The sequence below is a fragment of the Mesorhizobium sp. M1396 genome (assembly GCF_040317725.1).
Taxonomy (GTDB): Bacteria; Pseudomonadota; Alphaproteobacteria; order Rhizobiales; family Rhizobiaceae; genus Mesorhizobium.
Genome location: NZ_JAMYLA010000027.1, coordinates 14,075 through 34,716, shown reverse-complemented (window position 1 = coordinate 34,716; position 20,642 = coordinate 14,075). Strand labels below are relative to the sequence as shown.

Here is a 20,642-nt window from a genome sequence, read left to right as displayed (position 1 = left end):
ACGCGACTGAGCCCAGGCGCCTTCGGAGTCCTCTACGCGGAACGCATGCGGGAATCGACGCGCCACAGCCAAGCGGCAGAGCATTCGAAAGGCTGCGCTCGATCTCGAGGTGACGCCGGTGCCATCAGCTAAACGCTTCAAAAGCTTCGTCTGGGAGTTCCGCTTTTTCACCGCACGACACGACGCATACCTTGACCGAGGCAGGAGAGACCCTGCTTGCCAACGGCTCACATCCCTTGAGGTAGATTAGCAAATTTCCATATGCGGCCTTGATCTCTGCTATTGATGATAATGCAGATTTGCATTATCTAATCACATGAATGAATTGGAGCTGCCAAAATGACGACGCTAACTGTTACCGCACGCGGACAGGTGACGTTTCGCAAGGACATTATGCAGCATCTCGGCATCCGGCCGGGCGAGAAGATCGAAGTTGATCTGCTTCCAGACGGCCGGGCGGAATTGAAGGCGGCGAGGCCAAAGGGATCATTCCGGGAGCTTCACGGTTTTCTCAAGGGCAAGACGAACGGCCGGGTGTTGAGCATTGAGGAGATCAATGAGGCAATTGCGGAAGCGGGTGCTGCAGCTGGATCGAGTAAGGAATGAAAGTCACGGCCGACACGAACGTTCTGCTGCGTGCCTATGTCGCCGACGACGAACAACAGGCGGAAGCGGCCATCGACCTCCTGGCGCAGGCAGACATCGTGGCCGTTAGTCTCCAAGCCTTGTGCGAGTTCGCATGGGTTTTGGGCCGACAGTATCAAACCGCACGCGTAGATATCGTGGCGGCAATCCGAGCCTTGGCCAACACTGCAAACGTCGTCGTCAACCGGCCGGCTGTCGATGCAGGGCTTGCAGTGCTTGAGGCCGGCGGTGATTTCGCGGACGGCGTGATTGCCTTCGACGGCGACTGGCTGGGAGGGGAGACATTCGTCTCTTTCGACCGCAAGGCAGTTAAACTGCTGTCGGCGCAAGGACACCCTGTTCAGCTTCTTTCGTAGCTGTTTTCGCGCGTGTCGCGCTCGGCGGTAGGCAACTCATGAGAGATGACGCAGCCTTCGCTCATTGATCTGCATGGGTTGGTCTGTAGTGTTGCGTGTTTGTCACCGTTTGCACGCGCGCTGGAGCATGGCTTGACGGTGATTTTGCTCGATGCGCGAGAGCACGCAAGTCGCTTCGCCGCCCCGTTCCCTCTGAGGGGGCGATTGCATCCACGGCGCTTGGTCGTTCGAACCGATAGCCCGCGCCGGCCGTCCAGATAGGAGAACGCCTTGGCCCTTCTGGCCGCGGGTTTGTCGATCAAGCATGTTGCACCAAGCGATCGCATCAACGGATGTTAGACTGCCACTTGAGCGCCGCAGCGACCTCGCTCGTCTGCACGGTGCGTCGATGGACACGAACCATTCGGTTTGACTTATTGCAACCATCGGCGCGAGCGTGTTGGTGTCGGGTTCGGCGGTTGGCTCAGCCGCCGAGCGCAATGAGCTTGCTGCCGACACCGGGTCGGAGGTGCCGCGCTCGATGCGCTCGCCGGCCAAAAGCACGACCGAGCAGTTCCTGGCCGCCAGAACAGCGCCGGCGGTATTGCTGAAGAACAGGTCTTCGCCCGGGCAATAAGTGACGCCCGTCACACCAAGCACCGCCGGCGATCGCCGCGTCCGCAACGAGTCAGACGCCGGCTAGGCGGCCTCCCGCGCTACTCCTCCTGAACCACGCCTGAACGCCGCCTTCAGCATCGGTTCGAACGGCATTTCCTAAAACGAAGCCGTTCAACTCGCGGTCCGTCCGCCAAAGGAGACGCTCTCATGATCCGCAATTCTTTTATCGCAACCGCGCTCGCCGCTCTTGTCGGCATTGTCGTCGCTGCCCCAGCCATCGCCAACGACGTGAGCATCGAGCAGTATGGCTGGTCTAATTCGGCTGGCGGCGCCCAGAACGGCTTCAAGAACCGCATCCGGGTTTACCAGAACGGCCGCTTCAACACGGTGATCGGCCAGCAGCGCGGCCGCCACAACCTTTCGGCCATTGGCCAGCAGGGAACCGGCAACTACGGCGCCACCTATCAAAATGGCAACCGCAACGTCGCCGGCGTCGCTCAGTTCGGCTCCAACCACACCACCATCCTAACCCAGGATGGCAATGGCAACATCGCTGCCGGCGTGCAGGTGGGCCACGGCTGCGACGCCAATGTCAGCCAGGGTGGCAGTGGCAATGTCGCCGCTTTCGTCCAGGCCTGCCCATAAACACGGCAACGCCGGGCGGCCCGTAGTCCGCGGCCCACGAACGCCAAGGAGACGAATATGCCACACATCGTGAAGCATCCCCGCCGTGCCATAAGCGCGCTTGCCTTGGTGTTGATCTCGGCCGGCGCGATGGCGGCCGTGGCTACCGCCGATCAGTCCCTCGGGCCGGTGCGCTGCGAAATCCGCGCTACGTCGGAAGGCGGCATGATCTCATTGGAGGCGCTCGCCCATGCCGACAAAAGCGTGAGCGGCACCTATTCCTTCTATGTTGAAAGTGCCGCTCGCACCGGCGGCACCAATATCAAGCAGGACGGCGCCTTCAGCACAGCGCCCGGCAAGCCAGCTACGCTCAGCGCTGTCACGCTCGACGCGAAGGGCGGTGTCTATGACGCCAGGCTCGAGCTGACGGTCGATGGCAAGAGCATCAGTTGTGCCGAGCGGCTCGGCGGCGCGACCTGATCGTATCGCCAGATTTACGAAAGGGCGTCGGCAATCGGCGCCCTTTTTCTATGTGCGTCAGGCCGGGAGAAAAATGGCTGAACGACAGCTGAACGAAGGATTCCGGGAGGGTTCAGCCACCACATGAGAAGGTTGGCCATAGGCTGGGCAGCCGGAAAATGGAGACCAAAGATGACCCGCAATATGCTCAAAACTCTTGCCGCCGTTCTCCTTGCCGGCAGCATCGGCCAGGCGGCGCTGTCCGCATGGGCTTACGCCGGCGGCTGGGTTTCGGTGACATTTGCCCCCGGCAACGTCCGCGACGCCGGCGCCCTGGCGACTGGACTGCGCTTCTATTCGCTGTATCGCGGCCTGCATGGTGCCAGCATCCGTCAGTCCGGACAGCGAAACGCAGCTGGCATAAAAACGGTCGCGGCAATCTGGGCATCATCCAGCAGGAGGGCAATGGCCATTCCGCTACACTGAGCAGAACGGCAATGACAACGCCTACGGCATCTTCCAGTTCGGCAGAAACACCGACGCCAATGTCGCGCAGAACCGCAATGGCAGTGGTGGCGCTACTTTCAGCTATGGCTGGTAGCGGCCGACCGATCGAGACTCGGACCCAGAGAATCGTTGCGCGTCGCCAGCGGCTCGCTTGCCTGGCGGCAGTTTCCAATGTGCTGGCGGTCGCACCACTGGGCGCGCGCGGAGTAGGTACGATCCGAAGACCTGCCAGCTGCTTCCCGCTCTTTTCCGTGAACGACCATGTGATGTCTAGAACGCGAGGGCGGGCATTCATCGTGCTTTAGGCATTCAGTCCCGGAGCGCCGCCAGCCGACTGACGACGCCACGTGGCGCGCTCGCGCAGTCGCCAAGATCGAGAGGAGAGGTGTGCCTGCTTCCGCGTTTGCCAAACCCGGTGCTGTTGAGCCGGAAAGCACCTTCATCGCCCGGCACCATCGGGTTTCGGCCCCGTGTATCGGAGTATCCAGAGCCCCTGATTCTTGTCGCTGATATACATGAAGCCGCGACGATCCACGACGACATCCTCGGTCTGCAGGACCAGCTTGTCCTCGGGCATTGGCCCGTAGCGGCGGGTGGGTTCCGGCGGGATGAAATAACCGACCTCACGCGGAAGCCGCGTGTTCGAAACGTCGTAGATCCTAAGCCCAGCATTGAAGTGCGCGATGTAGAACAGATCGCCCTGTTTCTGGACATCGGGATGATGCTGATGGTGGTTGATGTTGTGCGGCCCGCGCCAGCCGCCACGCGTTGTGAAATCCGAATAGGGAGCGCCTTCGGGCGGCACGGGTTCGGGCAACAGCGACAGTAGAAAGGGTTCGCTTGGATCTGAAATGTCGACGATCGACGCGTGATGCATCGGGCCACGGCCATAGGTGACGTTCTCCGAATTGGCGAAGGCGATGCCGCGCTCGGGGATCGGCAGCACGCCATGCACACCGAAGCGCGAATGAAAGGGAGGGCTGAAACTTAGGCCGCCGATCTGCCTCGGCCGCGAGACGTCGCTGATGTCGAGCACAATTATCCCGGCCGCTCCATAAGGCAAACAGACGAGATCGCCGGCGACATAGGGCGGGCCGTGCAGCGAGACATCCGCGCCCGTGCTGGCGCAGAAGGCGCCGCACATGGGCGGTTTCAATCGCAATTGGTAGCGATCAGAGGTCTCCAGATCGGCGGCGGGTTCGGCAGCCGCGAAGCTCTCGCCGCCGGCCTCATGCTGGCCCGGCACCCACCAACGCCAGGCTTCGCGGATTGGAGCGATCCGGGATATCGAGAATGATGTAGATATTAGCTTTTTATCCCGGCATGCCGGCGGCAAGATGAACGTAGCGCCCGCCGGGATAAAGATTGCGGTGAGTGCCGTTTCCGCCAGTTCGGTAGTGGCTAAGTTGTTTCGGATTGACGGGATCGGCGATATCCCAGATCAGAACCCCTTCGTCGAAAGGCGCATCGGGATCGCCGCCGAAATTCGCGAATGGCTTTTCGAGTGCGGTCACCATCGTGTTGCCGGACAAATCGATCTGCAGCGTCCAGGTGTTCGTGCCGGGATACGGCACGAAATTGACGACCTCCGGCTTTGGTCACATCTACGATGTTCCATCCGGAGTGCCAGAAGTGCCCGGTGTAAAGATACCATCGCTCGCCTACCTGCCTGACCGCCATCTTGAAGGCCGGGCGATGATCGAGATCGGTATAGCCAACCGCTTCGGCGCCGAGAGGCGCCGGCGACGAAGCCGGAACCGGCTGTGCAAGTGCCTCGCAGATAAGACCAGATTGAGATGCTGCTGCGAGCGCCGCGCCGGCAAGCGGTACCTTGAGCATCTGGCGGCGTGAAATCTCGGAATTCTTCAAAATCCTGCCTCCTTCATTTGCGGCTTTTCAGATTTTGCAGGCCCGATATGGCGCGCCAGTCGATCTTCGGCCATTCGATGGGCGGGCGTGGCGCGCTGACGATCGCACTGAAAAATCCCGAGCGTTTCAGGAGTTGCTCGGCCTTTGCGCCGATCGTGCAGCCAAGCACAGCCGGCTGGCCGAGGCCGGCTTTTGAAAAATACCTCGGCGCGGATGAGGCCTCGTGGCGGCGCTATGATGCCACTTCGCTCATCGAGGATGGACACCGGTTCCCGGAATTTCTGGTCGACCAGGGGACATCAGACGGTTTCCTTCAGGAGGGCCTCAGGCCTTGGCTGCTCGAGAATGCCTGCTCCAAGGCCGGCATTCCGTTGAAATTGCGGATGCAGGACGGATACGATTACTCATATTTTTTCATTTCGACATTCATGCATGACCATATGACCTGGCATGCCGAACGGCTTTCTCGAGGGTAAGGCCGTAGGAATAGGTCGGCAGTCAGGCGGGCTCGGTGACGACGCCGATACGCCGGTAGACGAATGGTTCGTCCTTCGAAGGAACCGTCGCAGCGCGCTGGGCTTCGTCGACCAGCATTGCCATGCGCGCATGGATCGGCGATTTCGCGCAAGCCGGGTCCGTCGCGGCGGCATCGCCGGCGATTGCCATCGCCTGGCAGCGGCAGCCGCCCCAGTCGATCTCGCGCCGCCCACAGTTGCGGCAGGGCTCCTGCATCCAGTCCGTGCCTCGAAAGGCGTTAAATGCCGGGGAATCGGTCCAGATCGCGGCCAGGCTGCGTGGTCCAAAACGCTCGAAGCTGAGCGACGGGATGGTCTGGGCGGCATGGCATGGCAGTACGGTGCCGTCCGGCGTCACCATGAAGGCGTCGCGCGCCCAACCGCCCATGCACGGCTTGGGATAGATGGCGAAATAATCCGGCGTGACGAAATCGATGTTCATGATGCCGGTGAGCCGTTCGCGCGCCGCCGCGACGATCTCCGCCTGCCGGTCGAGGGCAGCACGCTCTGGCATCAGTTGATCGCGATTGGTCAGCGCCCAGCCGGCGTACTGCACGTTGGCTATCTCGAGACGCTCCGCACCCAGCAAAAGGGCCAGATCGATGAATTCCGGTACCTCCTCGATATTGTGGCGATGGATCGGCGCATTGATGGTAAGCGGCAAGCCGGCCGCGCGGGCGCGGCGTGCCGTTTCCAGCTTCTTTTCGTGGCTGCCCCTGTGATTGCCGATGCGCTCGGTGGTCGCCGGCCGTGCGCCTTGAAAGCTCAGTTGCAGATGGTCGAGCCCGGCTTCGGCAAATGCCTCGATGCGGCCATCCGCAATGCCGACGCCGGCGGTGATCAGGTTGGTGTAGGCGCCGCGCGCCGAAAGCCCGGCGATCAATTGCTCAAGATCGCGACGCAGCGTCGGCTCACCGCCGGACAGATGCACCTGGAGAATGCCAAGATCGGCCGCCTGCGAGAACAGGTCGAGCCAGCTCTGCGTGTCGAGTTCGCGATTGGCCTTCAGCAATTCGAGCGGATTGGAGCAATAGGGGCATTGCAGCGGACAGCGATGCGTCAGTTCCGCCAGCATGCCGATCGGGGGGAGGGGCTCGCTCATAGCTTCACCAGCAGCTTGTCCGACCATTCCTGCAGGAAGGCGATGACATCGGCCGCCACAGCCTCCTGTTCGGCGTCATAATCTGCGGCAAGGTCGGCAATGATGTGGCCGACCGTGGACCGCCCATCGCAGCGGCGCAATATGTCGAGGCTGATCTCGTTTGGCCAGAACACCTTTTCGGGCGAAAGCACGGCGAACGCTTGGCGCACGGGGTCATATTGTATGCGCACGTGCTTCGGCAGCGATGGAACCGACTGCGACGACACCAGGGCTCTTTCGCGCAGTGTCATCATCGGGCTGCCTCCGGACGGAAGGCCCCGTGCGGGATATTGCCCGGCTCGCCATAGGCGTGTTGAAGCGCGTCGAGCATGGCCCAGAGTATATCGCATTTGAACACCAGCGCGTCGATCGCCTGCCGCTGGCGTTCTGCTGTGTCAGCATGTTGGAGCACGTAGGCAAGGGCGAAGTCGGCGTCGCGCGAAGCCTGTTCGGGCCGTCGGCTGAAATAGGCCAGCGTGTCCTCGGTGATATATTCGTATCTGGCCAGCATCGCGGGTACCCGCTCGCCGATGATGAGCGGCGAGAACATCTCGGTCAGCGACGACGCGACCGCCTCCAGCAGGGTCCGGTTCGTGCAAAAGGAGAGGTAAGCGCCAACCGCAAAACGTGTCGCCGGCAGGGCCAGCCTCTCGCTCTTCACCGCGTCGGCATCCAGACCGAGCGAGGTCGCCAGGTGCAACCAGCGCGCAATACCGCCACTCCAGCCGTCCTCGCCGTCATGATCCTCGATGCGTTTGCGCCAGGCGGCGCGAAACGCCGGATCCTCGGCATGCGCGAGGATCATGGCATCCTTGCGCGGAATGACAGCCTGATAGCAATAGCGGTTCAGCGCCCAGGCCTGCATCTCGGTCCTCGACAGTGCACCGCTGGTCATTCTGTGATGGAAAGGATGGCGGTTGTGATAGCGCTCGGCACCGACCTGCCGCAGCACGGCTTCGAGCTCTCTGGAGGACAGGCCTTTGCTGCCTGCGTGGTGGAAATCACTCAAAGCTCATCTCCATCCCGTCGCGGGCCACTTCCCAGCCAGCCGCTTCGACTGCTGCATGCTCGGCAGAATTCTCATCCAGAACAGGATTGGTGTTGTTGATGTGGACGAAGACGCGGCGGCCGATCCTCACATCGGCCAAGCCGGCGATCGACCCCGCCTCTCCCGACATTGCCAGATGCCCCATGCGCGCACCGGTCTTTTGGCCGACGCCGGCAGCGATCATCTCGTCGTCGGTGAAGACCGTACCGTCGAACAGAAGACATGCGGCATCGGCTAGACGCGTGCGCAGGGTCGCATCGATGCGGGCGCAGCCGGGAATGTAGAAGACGGAGCCGCGACTGCCGGCACCGGCGATACGGACGCCGATCGTGTCGCCAGCGTCAGAGCTGAAATTGGCATCCGGCTGCCCTCTTTCTTCGAGATAGAGCGCGATCTTCCCAGGTACGGGAAAGCTCTCGACGGCGACGCCGGTTTCGTGGCCGTCTGCGTCGCAGATCGCCAGTTCCTTTGCATGCGGCAAGGTGCGTCGCGGCACGAGCGCCGGATCGAGGACATTGAAAATCGAATTCGCCTCCAGCGTCCCCAGAACCTGTGTCGTTGCATAGATAGCGAAAGGCTGCCGCTCGCGCAGGCTGAGCAGGCCGGCGACATGATCGACATCGGCATTGGTCAGCACCACCGCGCGAATGGGCGTCGAGCGCAGCGGCGCATCGTGCGCGGGCTGCAATTCAGGCGTTGCCGCGATCTGCTGGCGAATGTCGGGTGACGCGTTGAACAGAACCCAGCCGAGCCCATCCGCCGACGCGGCGACACTTGATTGGGTTCGTGAATGCACGCCAGCCACACCGGTGCGAGCCGCACGGCTCAGACGATAATTGCAGTTCCATTGCGGGAAGCCACCGCCGGCCGCCGATCCGAGGAGTCTCAAGCGCATGATAACGCCCGCCCCGCGGCCTCTCTGGCCAGCAGCCAATTTGCAGCCGCGAAAACCGTCCCGCTCGCTTTGCGTGCCTTTGCGTGCCTCAAAATCTTCCACGAAAATCCCATGCGGCAAGGGGATGCGTGCCCCTGTTGCCAGGGACACGCACCTCTGCGGCCTACTTCTTGGGAGCAATTTCGGCAGGCAGATACCGCGAAATTTCAAAGCCCGCAGCAACCTGACACATGGTCGGTTTTGTCCAGCTCTTCTTCATGACATTTCTCCTCTTCTACCAGCCCGAAAGGGGCCGATCCGGTGGTTAGCCAACCATTGCAGGGCACACGAAGCAATGGCTCGTCCATCACGTTCTCAAAATGGACAAACGAAACACAAGGTTTTGAAAAGCCGAAAAACAAAACTATCGAAAATAGCTGTAGTCTTCTCTTCAATTGTTCATCGCGTAGGTTTGTCCTCCTCCTGACCCATCCCAACTATTGCGTAATCGGATTGTCGTGCTCGTCGATCAGCAGCACATTGTAACCCAGCAGGAGCTTGGTGATCTCCGGCTGGTTTTCCCTGATCACCCGGTTGAGCGTCCGTTTCCATTCCTGGTCGGACGGACGTACGCCCATGGTAATGCGGTAGGACATGCGCGAGCCGGTTTTTTCCTTCAACAGCGGAACAATGGTGACATCGGCTCCGAGTTCCTTGGCGTAGTAACCTGCCATCGGTCCCCACAGGACCGCCGCGTCGATCTTGCCGGCGAGCAAGTCCTTGATCATGACCTCTCCCATGGAAGGGGTGACGCGCGTATCCACCGCGAGCGGATAGATCTTGGCGGTCCGCAGAAGCTTGTTGGCGGCCATGTTGGCGGTTGGTGGCGTGCTTTCGACGACGCCGATTCTCTTACCGGAAAGTTTCGGATCTTCGATCGTCTCGACGCCTTCCATGCCGTTGCCTTTGGGGTATACGAGCACGTAGGCGGAGCGATAGTAGGCGTTGGTGTTCTGCACCAGTTCATCGCCTTGGGCGTAGCCCATGATGATGTCGCATCGGTTGGCCCCCAGCGTGTTGCGCACAAAGCCGGTGACAGTGGGAAACCACGTGTAAGCGACTGATTTCCGCCCCGTCTTCTTGGCAAACAGTTCAGCCAGCTTGTTTTCGAAGCCTTGGCCGTTCTTGTCGGTGAAGGGCATGTTCGAGGGATCGGCGCAGACGCGCAGAATGTCGGGATCCACCAGTTCGCCCGCAGCGCCAAGTCCGGCATTTTGCGCCAGAACGTTCGACGGCAGCAAGGCGAGCGCGCCGAGGATAGGCAGAACGACGCGCAGCTTAGATGCAGTGCAGCCGGTCATATCATCCACCCATGCAGGATGCTTCGGCATCCTTGGCTGCCTGAGCCTTGTTTTCATGCTTGGGCGGCCTGCCGCGGGGTGCCGCGCCATCTGCGCGCGCGCGCAGATAGACGTAGAGATCGTCCAGGTAACAATAGACGTTCTTGTTGTCGCCAAAGGCAGGCATGACGTTTTCCTTGCCGCCGCCGACATTCTTGCGACCCTCGGCGACGATCGACAGGAACGTGGCGTAATCCATGGTTTTCAGACTATTGACCAGGGCTGGCGCATAGCTCGAACCTGTTGCGTCCTGTCCGTGACAGACATGGCAATCGGAATGATACCGGCGGTACCCGCTGAAGGTGTACCAATCGACGGTTCCGTTTTCGATCTTGTAGGTCGGATTTCCGTCCGCATCTAAATATTTGCCTCCTTCTTGCTTCACCGCCTTGGCTTTTTCCATGCTGTCTTCGGCCCGTGCCAGACTTGAGCTGGCCAGGGGCAGCAGGACCAGGGCCAGAGCGGAAACTGCAATGCGAACGATCATTCAGGCTCTTCCTTCATTTGCCAGGGGCACTGGCTGCCGTCGTGCAGCGGCATTGATCGGTGTTTGGGTGTGCGGCGCAATCGAGAGCCCGGTTCCCGGTGACCCGGGCTCTCGTTTTCAAGCCTACTCGTAAGGCTCTTCCCGGCTGTCAGTCCGGGAGGCCGAAGACGGTGAGTTGACCGCCCAGCGTCGTATAGTCGGCAAGTGCTGCATAACCGCCGACGGCGCCCAGACCAGCGGTTCCAACGACCGCGCCCTGGTCGCCCTGCGCACGGCCCTGATCGACGGCGCCATGCCATGCAGCGGCGTTATCGGGCGAAAGCAGGCCACCTGCCAGACCGATGCCGGCCCATCCACCGACGCCCGACAGGACGGCGATGTACTGCTTGCCGTCATGCTCGTAGGTTGTGATGTTGCCGATGATGCCGGACGGGGTCTTGAACTTGTAAAGTTCCTTGCCGTCCTTATCGACCGCCTTGATGTAGCCTTCAAGGGTACCGTAGAAGACGACGTCGCCATCTGTCGCCAATGCGCCCGACCACACCGAGAACTGCTCGGGCTTCGACCAGACGATCTCACCCTTGGCTGCATCCCAGGCAATGAAGTTGCCCATGTTTCCGTCACCCCCAGGGGCCGGATACATCGACACGGTGGCGCCCACATAGGGCTGACCGGCGGTGTAGCTCACTTTGTAAGGTTCGTAGTCCATGCAGACATGGTTGGTCGGCACGTAGAACAACCCGGTCTTCGGCGAGTAGGCCGCCGGCTGCTGGTCCTTGGTGCCAAGCGCAGCCGGACAGATGCCGGTCGAGTTCGTGTCTTCGCCGTTCTGCTGGGTCGAATACTTGGCCACGACCTGCGGGCGGCCATACTGGTCGCTCTTGGGATCCATGTTGACTTCGGTCGCCCAGTTCACAGCCGGATCGTATTTTTTGGCGACCAGAAGCTCGCCGGTGGCGCGATCCATGGTGTAGGCAAAGCCGTTGCGATCGAAATGCACAAGCACATCGTGTTTGGTGCCATTAACCTCCATGCCGTCTACGAGAATCATCTCATTGATGCCGTCAAAGTCCCATTCGTCATGCGGGGTCATCTGGTAGAGCCATTTGGCGGCACCAGTATCCACATCGCGAGCCATGATCGTCATCGACCAGCGATTGTCTCCGGGGCGCTGGACCGGGTTCCACGTCGAGGGATTGCCGGTGCCATAGTAGACGAGGTTCAGCTTGGGATCATAGGAATACCATCCCCATGTCGTGCCGCCGCCTGTCTTCCACTGTTCGCCTTCCCAGGTGTTCGTGCCGGAATCCTTTCCGACAGGCTTGCCGAGATGGGTCGTCTTCTCGGGATCGAGCAGGGTGTCTGCATCAGGACCTTCCGAATAGGCTTTCCAGGCGAGCTTGCCGTCTTTCAGGTTGTAAGCCGCTATCCAGCCGCGAACGCCGTATTCGGCGCCGGAGACACCGACGAGCACCTTGTCCTTGATGACAACGGGCGCAGAGGTGCCTGATTCGCCCTTGCCGCCATCGGTCTTGTCGCCGTTCTTGACCGACCAGGCGACCTTACCGGTCTTGGCATCGAGCGCGACGACGGTGGTGTCGGCCTGGTTGAGAATGATCTTGCCGTCACCATAGGCAACACCGCGATTGACCGTGTCGCAGCACATGATCGCTATAACGTTCGGATCCTGCTTGGGTTCGTATTTCCAGAGGATCTTCCCGTCGTTCTTGAGGTCAAGGGCAAAGACGTTGTTTGGGAAAGGCGTGTGGACATACATCACATCGCCGATGATCAGCGGCCCGCCTTCGTGACCGCGCAGCACGCCGGTGGAAAAGCTCCATTTGACCTGCAGGTTCTTCACATTGTCCGCAGTGATCTGCTTGAGTTTGGAATAGCGGGTGTTGGCGTAGTCACCCGTCTGCATCGCCCAGTTCTTCGCATCCGATGCGAGCTTTGCAAGGTCTTCGTTGGCCGAAGCCGTATAGGCCGCGCCGAGCGACAGAAACGCCGCGCTCGTCAGAATATAGGTAGCTTTGGCAAGTACACGCATCCGAAATCCTCCCGGGGTTCACAGTGACGAATCGATCGTCAAGCCCCGAGGGCTTGCCCAAGCGATCCATGTGGGGAAGTATTTCCGGCAGCTGTCACGACCTACCCCGACAAGCAGAGGGCACCATTGCTGCCCGCCCCACTTGGCCTTCGAAAGACTGCCACCGCTCCCTGACGATGGCGCTCTTGAAGCCGGAAACAGGAAAAAGCTATGTCATCGTAAAAGGCCAAGCAAGCAAAAATCCAGAGCGCGTTTTTGCGTCGCAATATGGATTATGGTGCGCCGCAATATATAGAAAACAAACAAGAGAAATATCTTTCAGTAAGACTATTGATGGGCTGACTGATAGCGGGGCGTATATAAGAGCCCTATTGCTGCTGTATTATCGATGCGATGCGTATTTAGAATTATTTCAATATAATTTGCAAGACGTCTTGAGGTAAGTATGCATGGGTCTGGCTGGCTGCCGATAGTGGGCGAGCCTTGAAATGAACGCTGGAAGCGGCGTGCGCAGCGGGTCATGAAGCTGTCTCTTGTCGGTCGATAGGGCATTCCTCCTTTGGTCCTATACGCAGGCCATGGGAGCTTGACTGGCTTTGCGGCACGTCGCCAATTGGCGCAATGATCCTGTCTGGATGTATCGTGCCCCTGCCAACCGGAGGTTCCCTCATGACCCGATCTGTTGGATCTTTCACCTTGTCGCTGGTCTTTACGGCGACCCTGGCCTTTGCGAACCCGGCCAGCGCCGCGGGAGACTACCCGACGGCAACGATCGCCGACTACGTGCTCGGCTGCATGCAGACAAATGGCCAGACACGTCAGGCGCTTGAAAGCTGTTCCTGCTCGATCGATGTTATCGCCTCGATCCTTCCCTACGATCACTATGAGAGGGCGGAGACCTTCAAAAGCATGTCGCTGACGACAGGGGAGGCCGCAGGGTTGTTTCGCGAAAGCGTACCAGCGAAGGCAGCGCGCGCAGAATTGAAACGTGCGCAGGCGGAAGCCGACGTACGTTGCTTTTGATCAGGCGAAGCAGGCGCGCATGGTGGTGCCTCACAGTCTCGCCGTTTCCATCGGCCAATGGCCGCGACATACCCTGCCATCCGCGTTCGAGCCATAAGGCGATCAGGCCACACCCGGAAATTTTTGGTGGAACGACCGTAAAAGGTCGCTCATCACCTGTGGATTGCGATGTTGACGCGGCAAGCTTACGTCGAACATGCCGAGCACATGAGTTGGGCGCTGGGCGAGCACGATGATGCGATCCGACAGCATCAGTGCCTCGCGCAGATTGTGCGTTACCATGAGAGCGGTCGTAGGTCGTGCCGACCACACGGTCAAAAGCAGGTGCCGAAGCCGCTCTGCGGTCCGCTCATCGAGTGAGACGAAGGGTTCGTCCAGGAAAAGCACCGCCGGCTCGTTGGCGAAGGCCCTCGCAAGTGCCGCCCTTCGCGCAAGGCCAAGCGAAAGCTCCGCCGGACAGAGCGAGCGCATGCCGGTCAGGCCGAGACTGTCGAACAGTCCGTCGAGTTTTTTCGTCCTCAGCCCTCTCGGCAGCGCCAGTCTGACATTCTGCTCTAGCGTCCGCCACGGCAGCAAAGTCGGCTCTTGGAACACGGCGGCGATGCGGTTCGAGCCGCCTTGCGGCAGTTGGAAAGAGCCGGAAAAGTCTTTGTCCAATCCAAGCAAGATACGCAACGTCGTGGTCTTGCCGCAGCCCGACGGCCCGAGCAGACAGGCGAATTCGCTCTGCCGGACCTCAAAGGAGAGACCCTGAAGCGCCGTGACCGAGACACCTCGCGCGGATATGAAGGTCTTTTCGGCGATATCGACCTTAAGCGGGGCGACGCCGCCAACGGGTTGCATGTCGTTCAACGGGCTGCACCAGGAGGAGTTCGATCACAAGCATCACCACCACGAAAGCCAGCGTGTAGGCAAGAATGGCGGCGACGTCGAAGAGCTGGAAATAAACATAGATCTGGAAACCGACACCACTGGAGCGGCCGAGCAGTTCGACCACCAGCACGATCTTCCAGATGAGGGCGATGCCGGACCGCGAGGCAGCGGCAAAATAGGGCTGCAGTTGCGGCAGCAGGACATGGCGGATGCGGTCGAGTGGGCCGAAGCGGTAGACGGCGGCCATTTCGGCATAACGCGCATCAAGCGCTCTGGCGCCTTCGCGCATTGTCACCACGACGTTCGGGATCTTGTTTACGGCAACTGCGCCAATCGCCGCCGCTTCGTTGAGGCCGAACCAGATGTAGGCGAGCACGATGACCACCAGCGCGGGAATGTTGAGAAACAGGATCACCCAGGGACTGAAGAACCGGTCTGCACCGCGATAGCTGCCGAGGAGGACGCCGATGACGGAGCCGATAATCATTGCAACGACGTACGCCGCGGCAACCCGTCCGAGCGTCGCGCCAAGATGATAAAAGAGGTCGCCGCTCGCCGCTTCCCTGAGCAGCACCTGCCAGACCTGTCCTGGTGAAGGAAAGGCACGGCTTTGCCACAAATGGGCCGCGAGGCTCCACAGCAGGCAAAGTCCGAGCAGGGAAACCGCCACCGTCAGAGCTGGCGTCAGTGCCGTCGCAAGGCTGGATCGACCGGACATATCCTCCGGTGCGCTCATTTCACGAGTTCCGGCCAGAACGTGCCGGGCGCCATCTCCGGCGCCCTGCCGACCAGCTTCTCGCCGCCTATCGTAGCCAGCACGTGATAGAGCCTGCCCGCATCGGCCGCCTCCTCGGAGACCGGCCGTCTGGGAATGCCCTGGCGATAGCGGTCGCGCAGTCTTTCCAGCTCCTTGCCTCTAGCGCGAATGAGCGGCGCCAGGCGCAGCCATTCATCGTCGGATCTGGCCAGCAAGTCCTTGGCCTGCGTGGAGGCCTTGACGAAGCCCCGGGCGGCATCCGGATTCTCGTTCGCCCATTGGTCGTGGAAGACGTAGCCGAGCGCCGACACGGCGCCCGAGGCTCCCAGCGCTTTCGCCGCATCATCCGCGCCGATCAACCGACGAAAGCCGTTGGCCTCGAGCCGGGTGCAGAAATGCCAGAAATTGAGCACCGCATCGAGTTCGCCCTGCATCGCCTTTTCCGAAATCAGCGGCGGCACGCCAAAGACGACTTCACTGGCTGTCGGCAGATCGATGCCGTGATCGCGTTTGGCCAGCGCCTGGATCAGTAGCCAGCTCTTGTCGAGCGGGCCGCCGGCGACACCGATCTTCTTTTCCTTGAGGTCGGCGATCGTCCGGATCGGCGATTGCTCCTTGACCATGATTGCCCCCACCGCGGCCGAATAAGGGGCCAACGTAAGGTCGCCGCCCTCGGAGCGCTGGCGCGAGACCCACAGCCAGTCGGTCACGATCATGTCGATCGCGCCGGCCAGCATCGCGACGTTGGTCGCATCCTCCCCGGCGAAGTAGACTATTTCCAGATCGATCCCGTTGGCCTCGTCGAACTTGTTTTGTTTCAGCGTATCGAGTTCCCAACTCACGGTGCCAAACTTCAGGACACCAATTCGGACCTTAGCTGCTGCAGAGACAGCAACCGGCCTTGAGGCGAGGATGGCGGCGGTCCCGAGGGCCGCCAAACGTAGCGTTTTGCGCCGCGAAATCATCGTGACGGCTCCTCTTCCTGGGCTGTCGATGACCCAGGGATGTCGATCAAATCGCTCGTTCCCTGCTCGGAAAGGCACATTTCCAGCGCACGATCTTGAGCCCCGGATGTTCCTGAGACCATTTTGCGATCTCGCTGGGCGCCAGGAACATGCATTGGAACAGAGAGCCGCGGCTCTCGAAATAGAGGTGTTCATCTCGGCAATTACCCGGATTGGCGCTCAGGCATACCGTTAATATGAGATCGACCATATCCATTTGGCACTTATCGTCGCCTCTGCGGCGATCTCTCCAGAGTTCGTGCTTTGGAGTTGCATGGAATTTCCTGAAGGTGCCCAAACAGGAAACCGGTTGAAGTTAGGCTACGCGTTCGGCCAATACGCGTCAATAATATGAGCTGCATGTCGCTATGCGCTTCTACTTCGCGCAGCCGGGAAACGAAACAGGACCTTTGTACGATTGACTTGCTTCATCGGCAGTCTAGCTTTTCAAGGCGTGCAGGTGCTGCCATTCCAGGGAGGAACGGCGAAGAGTTCGCCGGCGGCCAAAGCATCGACACGCGCTAATCGTCCAGGGCACCCAGACGATCAATGAGGAGATGTCATGCGCGCAATTGCATTTTTCGCCGTCGTGTCCGTTGTGACCTTCACGAGCCAATCCCAGGCACAGGATGCCGCGGCAGGTGAGAAAGTGTTCACCAAATGCAAGGTCTGCCATGTCGCCGACCAGGATAAGAACAAGATCGGTCCGTCGTTGAACGGCGTCATCGGCCGGACGGCAGGCACGCATCCGGGTTTCAGCTATTCTCAAGCGATGGTCGCAGCCGGAAAATCCGGCGTCAAATGGGACGAAACCACGCTGGCGACCTACCTTCATGATCCCAAGGCCATGGTCAAAGGTACGAAAATGGCGTTTGCCGGGCTCAAGCAGGACGAAGACGTCGCCAATGTCATCGCCTATCTGAAGCAATTCTCCAAGTAACCCGGTTCTTCCACCGGCCGTACATGTGGCCGGCGAGCGCCTCGGTGTCGGCGTCGCTGTTCACGTTGCGTCTTGCAGCCTCTGCATCGCGGACGGCAGGTCGAGCAGGCTGTCGCAAACGAGGTCGGCGCCAAGCTCTTCAACGGGAATTTGGGTGTAGCCGCCACGCAGCAGGATCACGGGCATGCCGGCGGCCCGCGCGGCGGCAACGTCGGCGCTGCTGTCTCCGACCATCAGCGTGTCACGAGGTTCGACCTGAAGCTGGTCGAGCGCCAGCAACAGCGCGTCGGGCGCAGGTTTCAAGTGTGTCACCGCATCTCCGCCGACGATCGCGCCGAGATATTCCGTTAACCCAAAATGCAGCAGGATTTGGCGAGCCGCCAACTGCGGCTTGTTGGTCACCACGCCCATGGCTATTGCGCTCAAATGAAAGTGCGTGAGAACCTCCCTGACGCCAGGCATCAGCTTTGTCAGGACGGTCAGATGTCTGCGATAGATCGGCGCCATGACGCGGTTGGCCTCTTCGAGCGCGCTGCCGAGGAGCGGCGTGCCGGAAGCCGCAAAGGCTCGTTCGATCAGTTTCCTGACGCCGCCGCCGATCATGGCCTTGACCTGTTCCAGGCGCAGCGGCGGCAGATCGCGGCCGGCCAGCACCTCGTTGATGGCGGCCGCTATGTCCGGTGCCGAATCGACCAACGTGCCGTCGAGGTCGAACAGGATCGCCTTCGGCGATCGAAGCGGCCTACCTGCGCCGACGTTCATGCGGCATCCTTCCACTTGATCGAGCAGCCGATCGAGGCGACCTGGTCCAGCGGCCCGTCGCCGGTTCGGGCAACCTGCTTCATCGCCTCGAACAGATCGCGTCTTAATCCGGGCGGTCCGGCGTCTCGTCGCGCCGCGTCCAGCCGGCCGCGATATTGCAACGTCAAGTCGCTGTTGAGCCCGAAGAAATCCGGAGTGCAAACGGCTCCATAGGCACGCGCTACCGTCTGGCGCTCGTCGTGGAGATAGGGGAAAGTGAAGCCATTCGTCCTGGCAAAGAGCTTCATGTTGTAGAAGGAATCATCCGGATAGGCACCAGCATCGTTGGAGTTTATCGCGACGAAGCCGACGCCCTCGGCTTCGAGATCGTTGGCGTCGCGGACGATGCGTGGAATCGCCGCCTTCACATAGGGGCAGTGGTTGCAGATGAAGGCCACCACCAGCCCATTCGGACCGGCGTGGCCAAAAATCGAATGCGATTTGCCGTCGATGCCGGGCAAAACGGCATCGATGGCTTGCCAGCCGAAATCACAGACAGGTGGGATTGCTCCCATGTTGTCCTCCGATGAAATGGTTTTACGCCGCTTTCCGGATCGCCCCGTCGGCTGCCTGTCTAATGGCGCCTATATTGGCGCGATAGGCAGCCTCGGTGCCACCCTTGAAGATGGCGGAGCCGGCGACCAGCACATTGGCGCCAGCCGCGATGACCAGCGGAGCGGTTTCGGCCGTGATGCCGCCATCGATTTCGATGTCAATCGGGCGGTGGCCAACCAGTGCCTTGATTCGCCTGATCTTCTCGATGACCGCAGAAATGAAAGCCTGGCCGCCGAAGCCTGGATTGACCGTCATCAGAAGCACCAGATCGATCCGGTCGAGCACATATTCGATGACGCTTTCCGGCGTCGACGGGTTCAGCGACACGCCGGCCTTCTTGCCGAGATTCCTGATTGCCTGCAGCGAACGGTCTAGATGCGGCCCGGCCTCGGCATGCACCGTGATAATGTCGCAGCCGGCGTCGGCGAAGGCGGGCAGATAGAGGTCGGCCGGCGCGATCATCAGATGGCAGTCGAAGACCGTGTCCGTTCGATCGCGGATCGCCTTGATCACTGGCGGACCGAAGGTGATGTTGGGCACGAAGTGGCCGTCCATCACGTCGAGATGGATCCATTCGGCACCCGCCCGCACGACAGCTTCGACCTCGTCGCCGAGCCGCGAGAAGTCCGCGGAAAGCACCGAGGGCGCGATGATTGTGTTAGTCTCCATGGTCGTCGACTCCCATTCTGTCTTCCCGTTTCGGTCGCCGCACGCCAGCCGGCTTCATCCTGTCAGCGCGCCTTCGTCTCCGGTTCGCCTTCGAGCTTCCCTTCCGCGAATACGCGGCTGCCGCGAATATCGGATTCCTCAATGGTGACAAGATCGGTCTTGGTCAACGCCCGGCCGCGCGATGCGAAAAGCCGGTTGGCCTGGCGAAGCCGTGCCCGGTCGAGCCCATTGCGGACCGAGCGCGCGTTGGAAAAATGCGGCAGCCGCATGCGGATCGGCAGATACTCTTCGAGCGCCTGGGCCGCCGCCTCGCTGAGACGGTAATTCTGTTCCGCCAGCATGATCTCGGCGATCGATTTGAGTTCGCCGACGCCGTAGTCGGGAAAATCGAGATGATGGGCGATGCGCGAACGCATGCCGGGATTGCTGTCGAAGAACCGGTCCATCTTGTTTTTGTAGCCGGCAAGAATCACAACCAGATCGTCACGGTTGTTTTCCATGCACTGCAGCAGGATTTCGATCGATTCCTGGCCGTAGTCGCGTTCGTTCTCGGGCTTGTAGAGATAGTAGGCCTCGTCGATGAAAAGCACGCCGCCCATGGCACGCTTGATCACCTCGCGGGTCTTGGGCGCGGTGTGGCCCACATATTGGCCGACGAGATCGTCACGTGTCACCGCGACCATGTGGCCTTCGCGGACATAGCCGAGACGATGCAGGATTTCGGCCATCCTCAGCGCCACGGTGGTCTTTCCGGTACCGGGATTTCCCGTAAAATTCATGTGCAGTGTCGGGGCGCCCGAGGTCAGCCCGAACTTGCGGCGAAGCCGGTCGACCAGGAGGAGAGCGGCGATCTCGCGGATGCGGGTCTTGATCGGCTTCAGGCCAACGAGTTCACGGTCGAGCTTGTCCATCACCTCGTCGATGTTGGACGCCTCGAACTCGGCCTGCAGATCAACCGATTCGCCCTGCGCGGCAGCGCCCTTTTCTATCGCGTCCAGCATGGTTTCGCCTAGCTCCGTTCGCCTTCGGGCCTGTCGGTCGCATAAGGCACGATCGAATAACCCTGGCTGCGGCCGTCGCGCTCTTGGCGCAGCAGCCTGAACCCGGGTTCGCTGGGCGGCCGGTTGACGATGAACGACATGCGCGGCGCTTCCCAGCCCTTGGTCGAATCGAAGGCGGTTACCCGCACATACATGTTCGGACAGGCTTTCCGGCAAGCGTTGACCTCGAGCAGTATGCCCGCCGGATCTTTCAAGTCGAACATCGGATTGCCGTACATTTCCCAATAGGTATTTCGCGGATGCGGATCGTCCGTGTACTCGACGCTGACCGCCCAATGGTTCTTCAGCGCGTACTTGATCTGCGCCGAAATCTGCTCATCGGTCAGGTCGGGCAGGAACGAGAACTGTCCCTGCGTGACCTTGTTTCCAGGATTGGTCATCATGGCG

General features: G+C 60.6%; 25 protein-coding genes and 2 pseudogenes. 8 read left to right on the top strand and 19 right to left on the bottom strand.

Annotated elements, in window-relative coordinates; genetic code table 11:
- Nucleotides 1-339 precede the first annotated feature (339 nt).
- Together NKH02_RS18675 and NKH02_RS18670 are read left to right on the top strand one after the other, a co-directional pair.
- Nucleotides 340-606 (top strand): AbrB/MazE/SpoVT family DNA-binding domain-containing protein, encoded by a 267-nt coding sequence (locus NKH02_RS18675; protein ID WP_352880598.1) that lies wholly within the window; start codon nucleotides 340-342, stop codon nucleotides 604-606.
- Nucleotides 603-1,001 (top strand): type II toxin-antitoxin system VapC family toxin, encoded by a 399-nt coding sequence (locus NKH02_RS18670; RefSeq protein ID WP_352880596.1) that lies wholly within the window; start codon nucleotides 603-605, stop codon nucleotides 999-1,001. Before NKH02_RS18675 ends, NKH02_RS18670 begins: the two co-directional genes overlap by 4 nt.
- Before the next feature lie 102 nt (nucleotides 1,002-1,103).
- Here NKH02_RS18670 and NKH02_RS18665 read toward each other — a convergent pair whose 3' ends face one another.
- A complete protein-coding gene (locus NKH02_RS18665) occupies nucleotides 1,104-1,631 on the bottom strand; it encodes a hypothetical protein (RefSeq protein WP_352880595.1) in 528 nt (175 codons plus the stop codon).
- A gap of 174 nt (nucleotides 1,632-1,805) precedes the next feature.
- Here NKH02_RS18665 and NKH02_RS18660 point away from each other — a divergent pair, with 174 nt between their 5' ends.
- The 3 genes and pseudogenes from NKH02_RS18660 to NKH02_RS18650 all read left to right on the top strand — a co-directional run bounded on the left by NKH02_RS18660 (nucleotide 1,806) and on the right by NKH02_RS18650 (nucleotide 3,282).
- On the top strand, nucleotides 1,806-2,243 hold the full coding sequence (locus tag NKH02_RS18660; RefSeq protein WP_352880593.1) for a curlin: 438 nt from the start codon (nucleotides 1,806-1,808) through the stop codon (nucleotides 2,241-2,243).
- Between the two features lie 57 nt (nucleotides 2,244-2,300).
- A complete protein-coding gene (csgH, locus tag NKH02_RS18655; RefSeq protein WP_352880591.1) occupies nucleotides 2,301-2,702 on the top strand; it encodes a curli-like amyloid fiber formation chaperone CsgH in 402 nt (133 codons plus the stop codon).
- A gap of 171 nt (nucleotides 2,703-2,873) precedes the next feature.
- A pseudogene (locus NKH02_RS18650) lies at nucleotides 2,874-3,282 on the top strand (curlin).
- A 345-nt stretch (nucleotides 3,283-3,627) separates the two neighbouring features.
- Here the strand turns inward: NKH02_RS18650 and NKH02_RS18645 are convergent.
- Both NKH02_RS18645 and NKH02_RS18640 read right to left on the bottom strand, forming a co-directional pair.
- A complete protein-coding gene (locus NKH02_RS18645) occupies nucleotides 3,628-4,434 on the bottom strand; it encodes an LVIVD repeat-containing protein (protein WP_352880590.1) in 807 nt (268 codons plus the stop codon).
- Nucleotides 4,435-4,501: 67 nt separating this feature from the next.
- Complete coding sequence (locus NKH02_RS18640) at nucleotides 4,502-4,762, bottom strand: LVIVD repeat-containing protein (protein WP_352880588.1); 261 nt, start codon at nucleotides 4,760-4,762, stop codon at nucleotides 4,502-4,504.
- Nucleotides 4,763-5,101: 339 nt separating this feature from the next.
- Between NKH02_RS18640 and NKH02_RS18635 the strand changes: the two are divergent.
- Nucleotides 5,102-5,533, top strand: a pseudogene (locus tag NKH02_RS18635) (alpha/beta hydrolase-fold protein); the annotation flags it as partial.
- A 22-nt stretch (nucleotides 5,534-5,555) separates the two neighbouring features.
- Here the strand turns inward: NKH02_RS18635 and pqqE are convergent.
- The 8 genes from pqqE to NKH02_RS18595 form a co-directional block, all read right to left on the bottom strand.
- Complete coding sequence (pqqE, locus tag NKH02_RS18630) at nucleotides 5,556-6,674, bottom strand: pyrroloquinoline quinone biosynthesis protein PqqE (RefSeq protein ID WP_352880586.1); 1,119 nt, start codon at nucleotides 6,672-6,674, stop codon at nucleotides 5,556-5,558.
- Nucleotides 6,671-6,967 carry a pyrroloquinoline quinone biosynthesis peptide chaperone PqqD gene (gene pqqD / locus NKH02_RS18625; protein WP_352880584.1) on the bottom strand — a complete coding sequence of 99 codons (297 nt, stop codon included), beginning with the start codon at nucleotides 6,965-6,967 and terminating at the stop codon, nucleotides 6,671-6,673. Before pqqD ends, pqqE begins: the two co-directional genes overlap by 4 nt.
- The gene (pqqC, locus tag NKH02_RS18620; protein WP_502913833.1) at nucleotides 6,964-7,665 is read right to left on the bottom strand and encodes a pyrroloquinoline-quinone synthase PqqC; all 702 of its coding nucleotides are present in this window, start codon (nucleotides 7,663-7,665) and stop codon (nucleotides 6,964-6,966) included. Before pqqC ends, pqqD begins: the two co-directional genes overlap by 4 nt.
- A 49-nt stretch (nucleotides 7,666-7,714) precedes the next feature.
- The gene (pqqB, locus tag NKH02_RS18615; protein WP_352880580.1) at nucleotides 7,715-8,656 is read right to left on the bottom strand and encodes a pyrroloquinoline quinone biosynthesis protein PqqB; all 942 of its coding nucleotides are present in this window, start codon (nucleotides 8,654-8,656) and stop codon (nucleotides 7,715-7,717) included.
- A gap of 163 nt (nucleotides 8,657-8,819) precedes the next feature.
- Nucleotides 8,820-8,915, bottom strand: a complete 96-nt coding sequence (locus NKH02_RS18610; RefSeq protein WP_352880579.1) for a pyrroloquinoline quinone precursor peptide PqqA — start codon at nucleotides 8,913-8,915, stop codon at nucleotides 8,820-8,822.
- Between the two features lie 217 nt (nucleotides 8,916-9,132).
- Nucleotides 9,133-9,996 (bottom strand): substrate-binding domain-containing protein, encoded by an 864-nt coding sequence (locus NKH02_RS18605; protein WP_352880577.1) that lies wholly within the window; start codon nucleotides 9,994-9,996, stop codon nucleotides 9,133-9,135.
- Between the two features lies 1 nt (nucleotide 9,997).
- The gene (locus NKH02_RS18600; protein WP_352622911.1) at nucleotides 9,998-10,522 is read right to left on the bottom strand and encodes a c-type cytochrome, methanol metabolism-related; all 525 of its coding nucleotides are present in this window, start codon (nucleotides 10,520-10,522) and stop codon (nucleotides 9,998-10,000) included.
- A gap of 148 nt (nucleotides 10,523-10,670) precedes the next feature.
- A complete protein-coding gene (locus tag NKH02_RS18595) occupies nucleotides 10,671-12,572 on the bottom strand; it encodes a methanol/ethanol family PQQ-dependent dehydrogenase (RefSeq protein WP_352880575.1) in 1,902 nt (633 codons plus the stop codon).
- 669 nt (nucleotides 12,573-13,241) lie between these two features.
- Here NKH02_RS18595 and NKH02_RS18590 point away from each other — a divergent pair.
- A complete protein-coding gene (locus NKH02_RS18590; RefSeq protein ID WP_502913832.1) occupies nucleotides 13,242-13,595 on the top strand; it encodes a hypothetical protein in 354 nt (117 codons plus the stop codon).
- A gap of 102 nt (nucleotides 13,596-13,697) precedes the next feature.
- On the opposite strand, the gene NKH02_RS18585 is transcribed toward NKH02_RS18590, so the two are convergent.
- From NKH02_RS18585 to NKH02_RS18575, 3 genes are read right to left on the bottom strand one after another with little or no spacing between them, the layout of a single operon-like run.
- Nucleotides 13,698-14,438 (bottom strand): ABC transporter ATP-binding protein, encoded by a 741-nt coding sequence (locus NKH02_RS18585; RefSeq protein ID WP_352880678.1) that lies wholly within the window; start codon nucleotides 14,436-14,438, stop codon nucleotides 13,698-13,700.
- Nucleotides 14,407-15,204, bottom strand: coding sequence for an ABC transporter permease (locus NKH02_RS18580; RefSeq protein WP_352880571.1), 798 nt, complete (start codon nucleotides 15,202-15,204; stop codon nucleotides 14,407-14,409). The genes NKH02_RS18585 and NKH02_RS18580 overlap by 32 nt, the downstream gene beginning before the upstream one ends.
- Entirely contained in the window at nucleotides 15,201-16,190 is a 990-nt protein-coding gene (locus NKH02_RS18575) for an ABC transporter substrate-binding protein (protein WP_502913831.1), read from the bottom strand. Before NKH02_RS18575 ends, NKH02_RS18580 begins: the two co-directional genes overlap by 4 nt.
- 601 nt (nucleotides 16,191-16,791) lie before the next feature.
- Between NKH02_RS18575 and NKH02_RS18570 the strand changes: the two genes are divergently transcribed.
- Nucleotides 16,792-17,169: a c-type cytochrome gene (locus NKH02_RS18570; protein WP_352880567.1), complete on the top strand. Its 378-nt coding sequence runs from the start codon at nucleotides 16,792-16,794 to the stop codon at nucleotides 17,167-17,169.
- Between the two features lie 60 nt (nucleotides 17,170-17,229).
- Here NKH02_RS18570 and gph read toward each other — a convergent pair whose 3' ends face one another.
- From gph to NKH02_RS18545, 5 genes are all read right to left on the bottom strand, one after another.
- Nucleotides 17,230-17,931, bottom strand: a complete 702-nt coding sequence (gene gph / locus NKH02_RS18565; RefSeq protein ID WP_352880565.1) for a phosphoglycolate phosphatase — start codon at nucleotides 17,929-17,931, stop codon at nucleotides 17,230-17,232.
- Nucleotides 17,928-18,485 (bottom strand): thioredoxin family protein, encoded by a 558-nt coding sequence (locus NKH02_RS18560; protein WP_352880563.1) that lies wholly within the window; start codon nucleotides 18,483-18,485, stop codon nucleotides 17,928-17,930. Before NKH02_RS18560 ends, gph begins: the two co-directional genes overlap by 4 nt.
- A gap of 22 nt (nucleotides 18,486-18,507) precedes the next feature.
- A complete protein-coding gene (rpe, locus tag NKH02_RS18555) occupies nucleotides 18,508-19,194 on the bottom strand; it encodes a ribulose-phosphate 3-epimerase (protein ID WP_352880561.1) in 687 nt (228 codons plus the stop codon).
- Between the two features lie 62 nt (nucleotides 19,195-19,256).
- Entirely contained in the window at nucleotides 19,257-20,195 is a 939-nt protein-coding gene (gene cbbX / locus NKH02_RS18550) for a CbbX protein (protein ID WP_352880559.1), read from the bottom strand.
- Between the two features lie 8 nt (nucleotides 20,196-20,203).
- Nucleotides 20,204-20,638, bottom strand: a complete 435-nt coding sequence (locus tag NKH02_RS18545; RefSeq protein WP_013532057.1) for a ribulose bisphosphate carboxylase small subunit — start codon at nucleotides 20,636-20,638, stop codon at nucleotides 20,204-20,206.
- Nucleotides 20,639-20,642 lie beyond the last annotated feature (4 nt).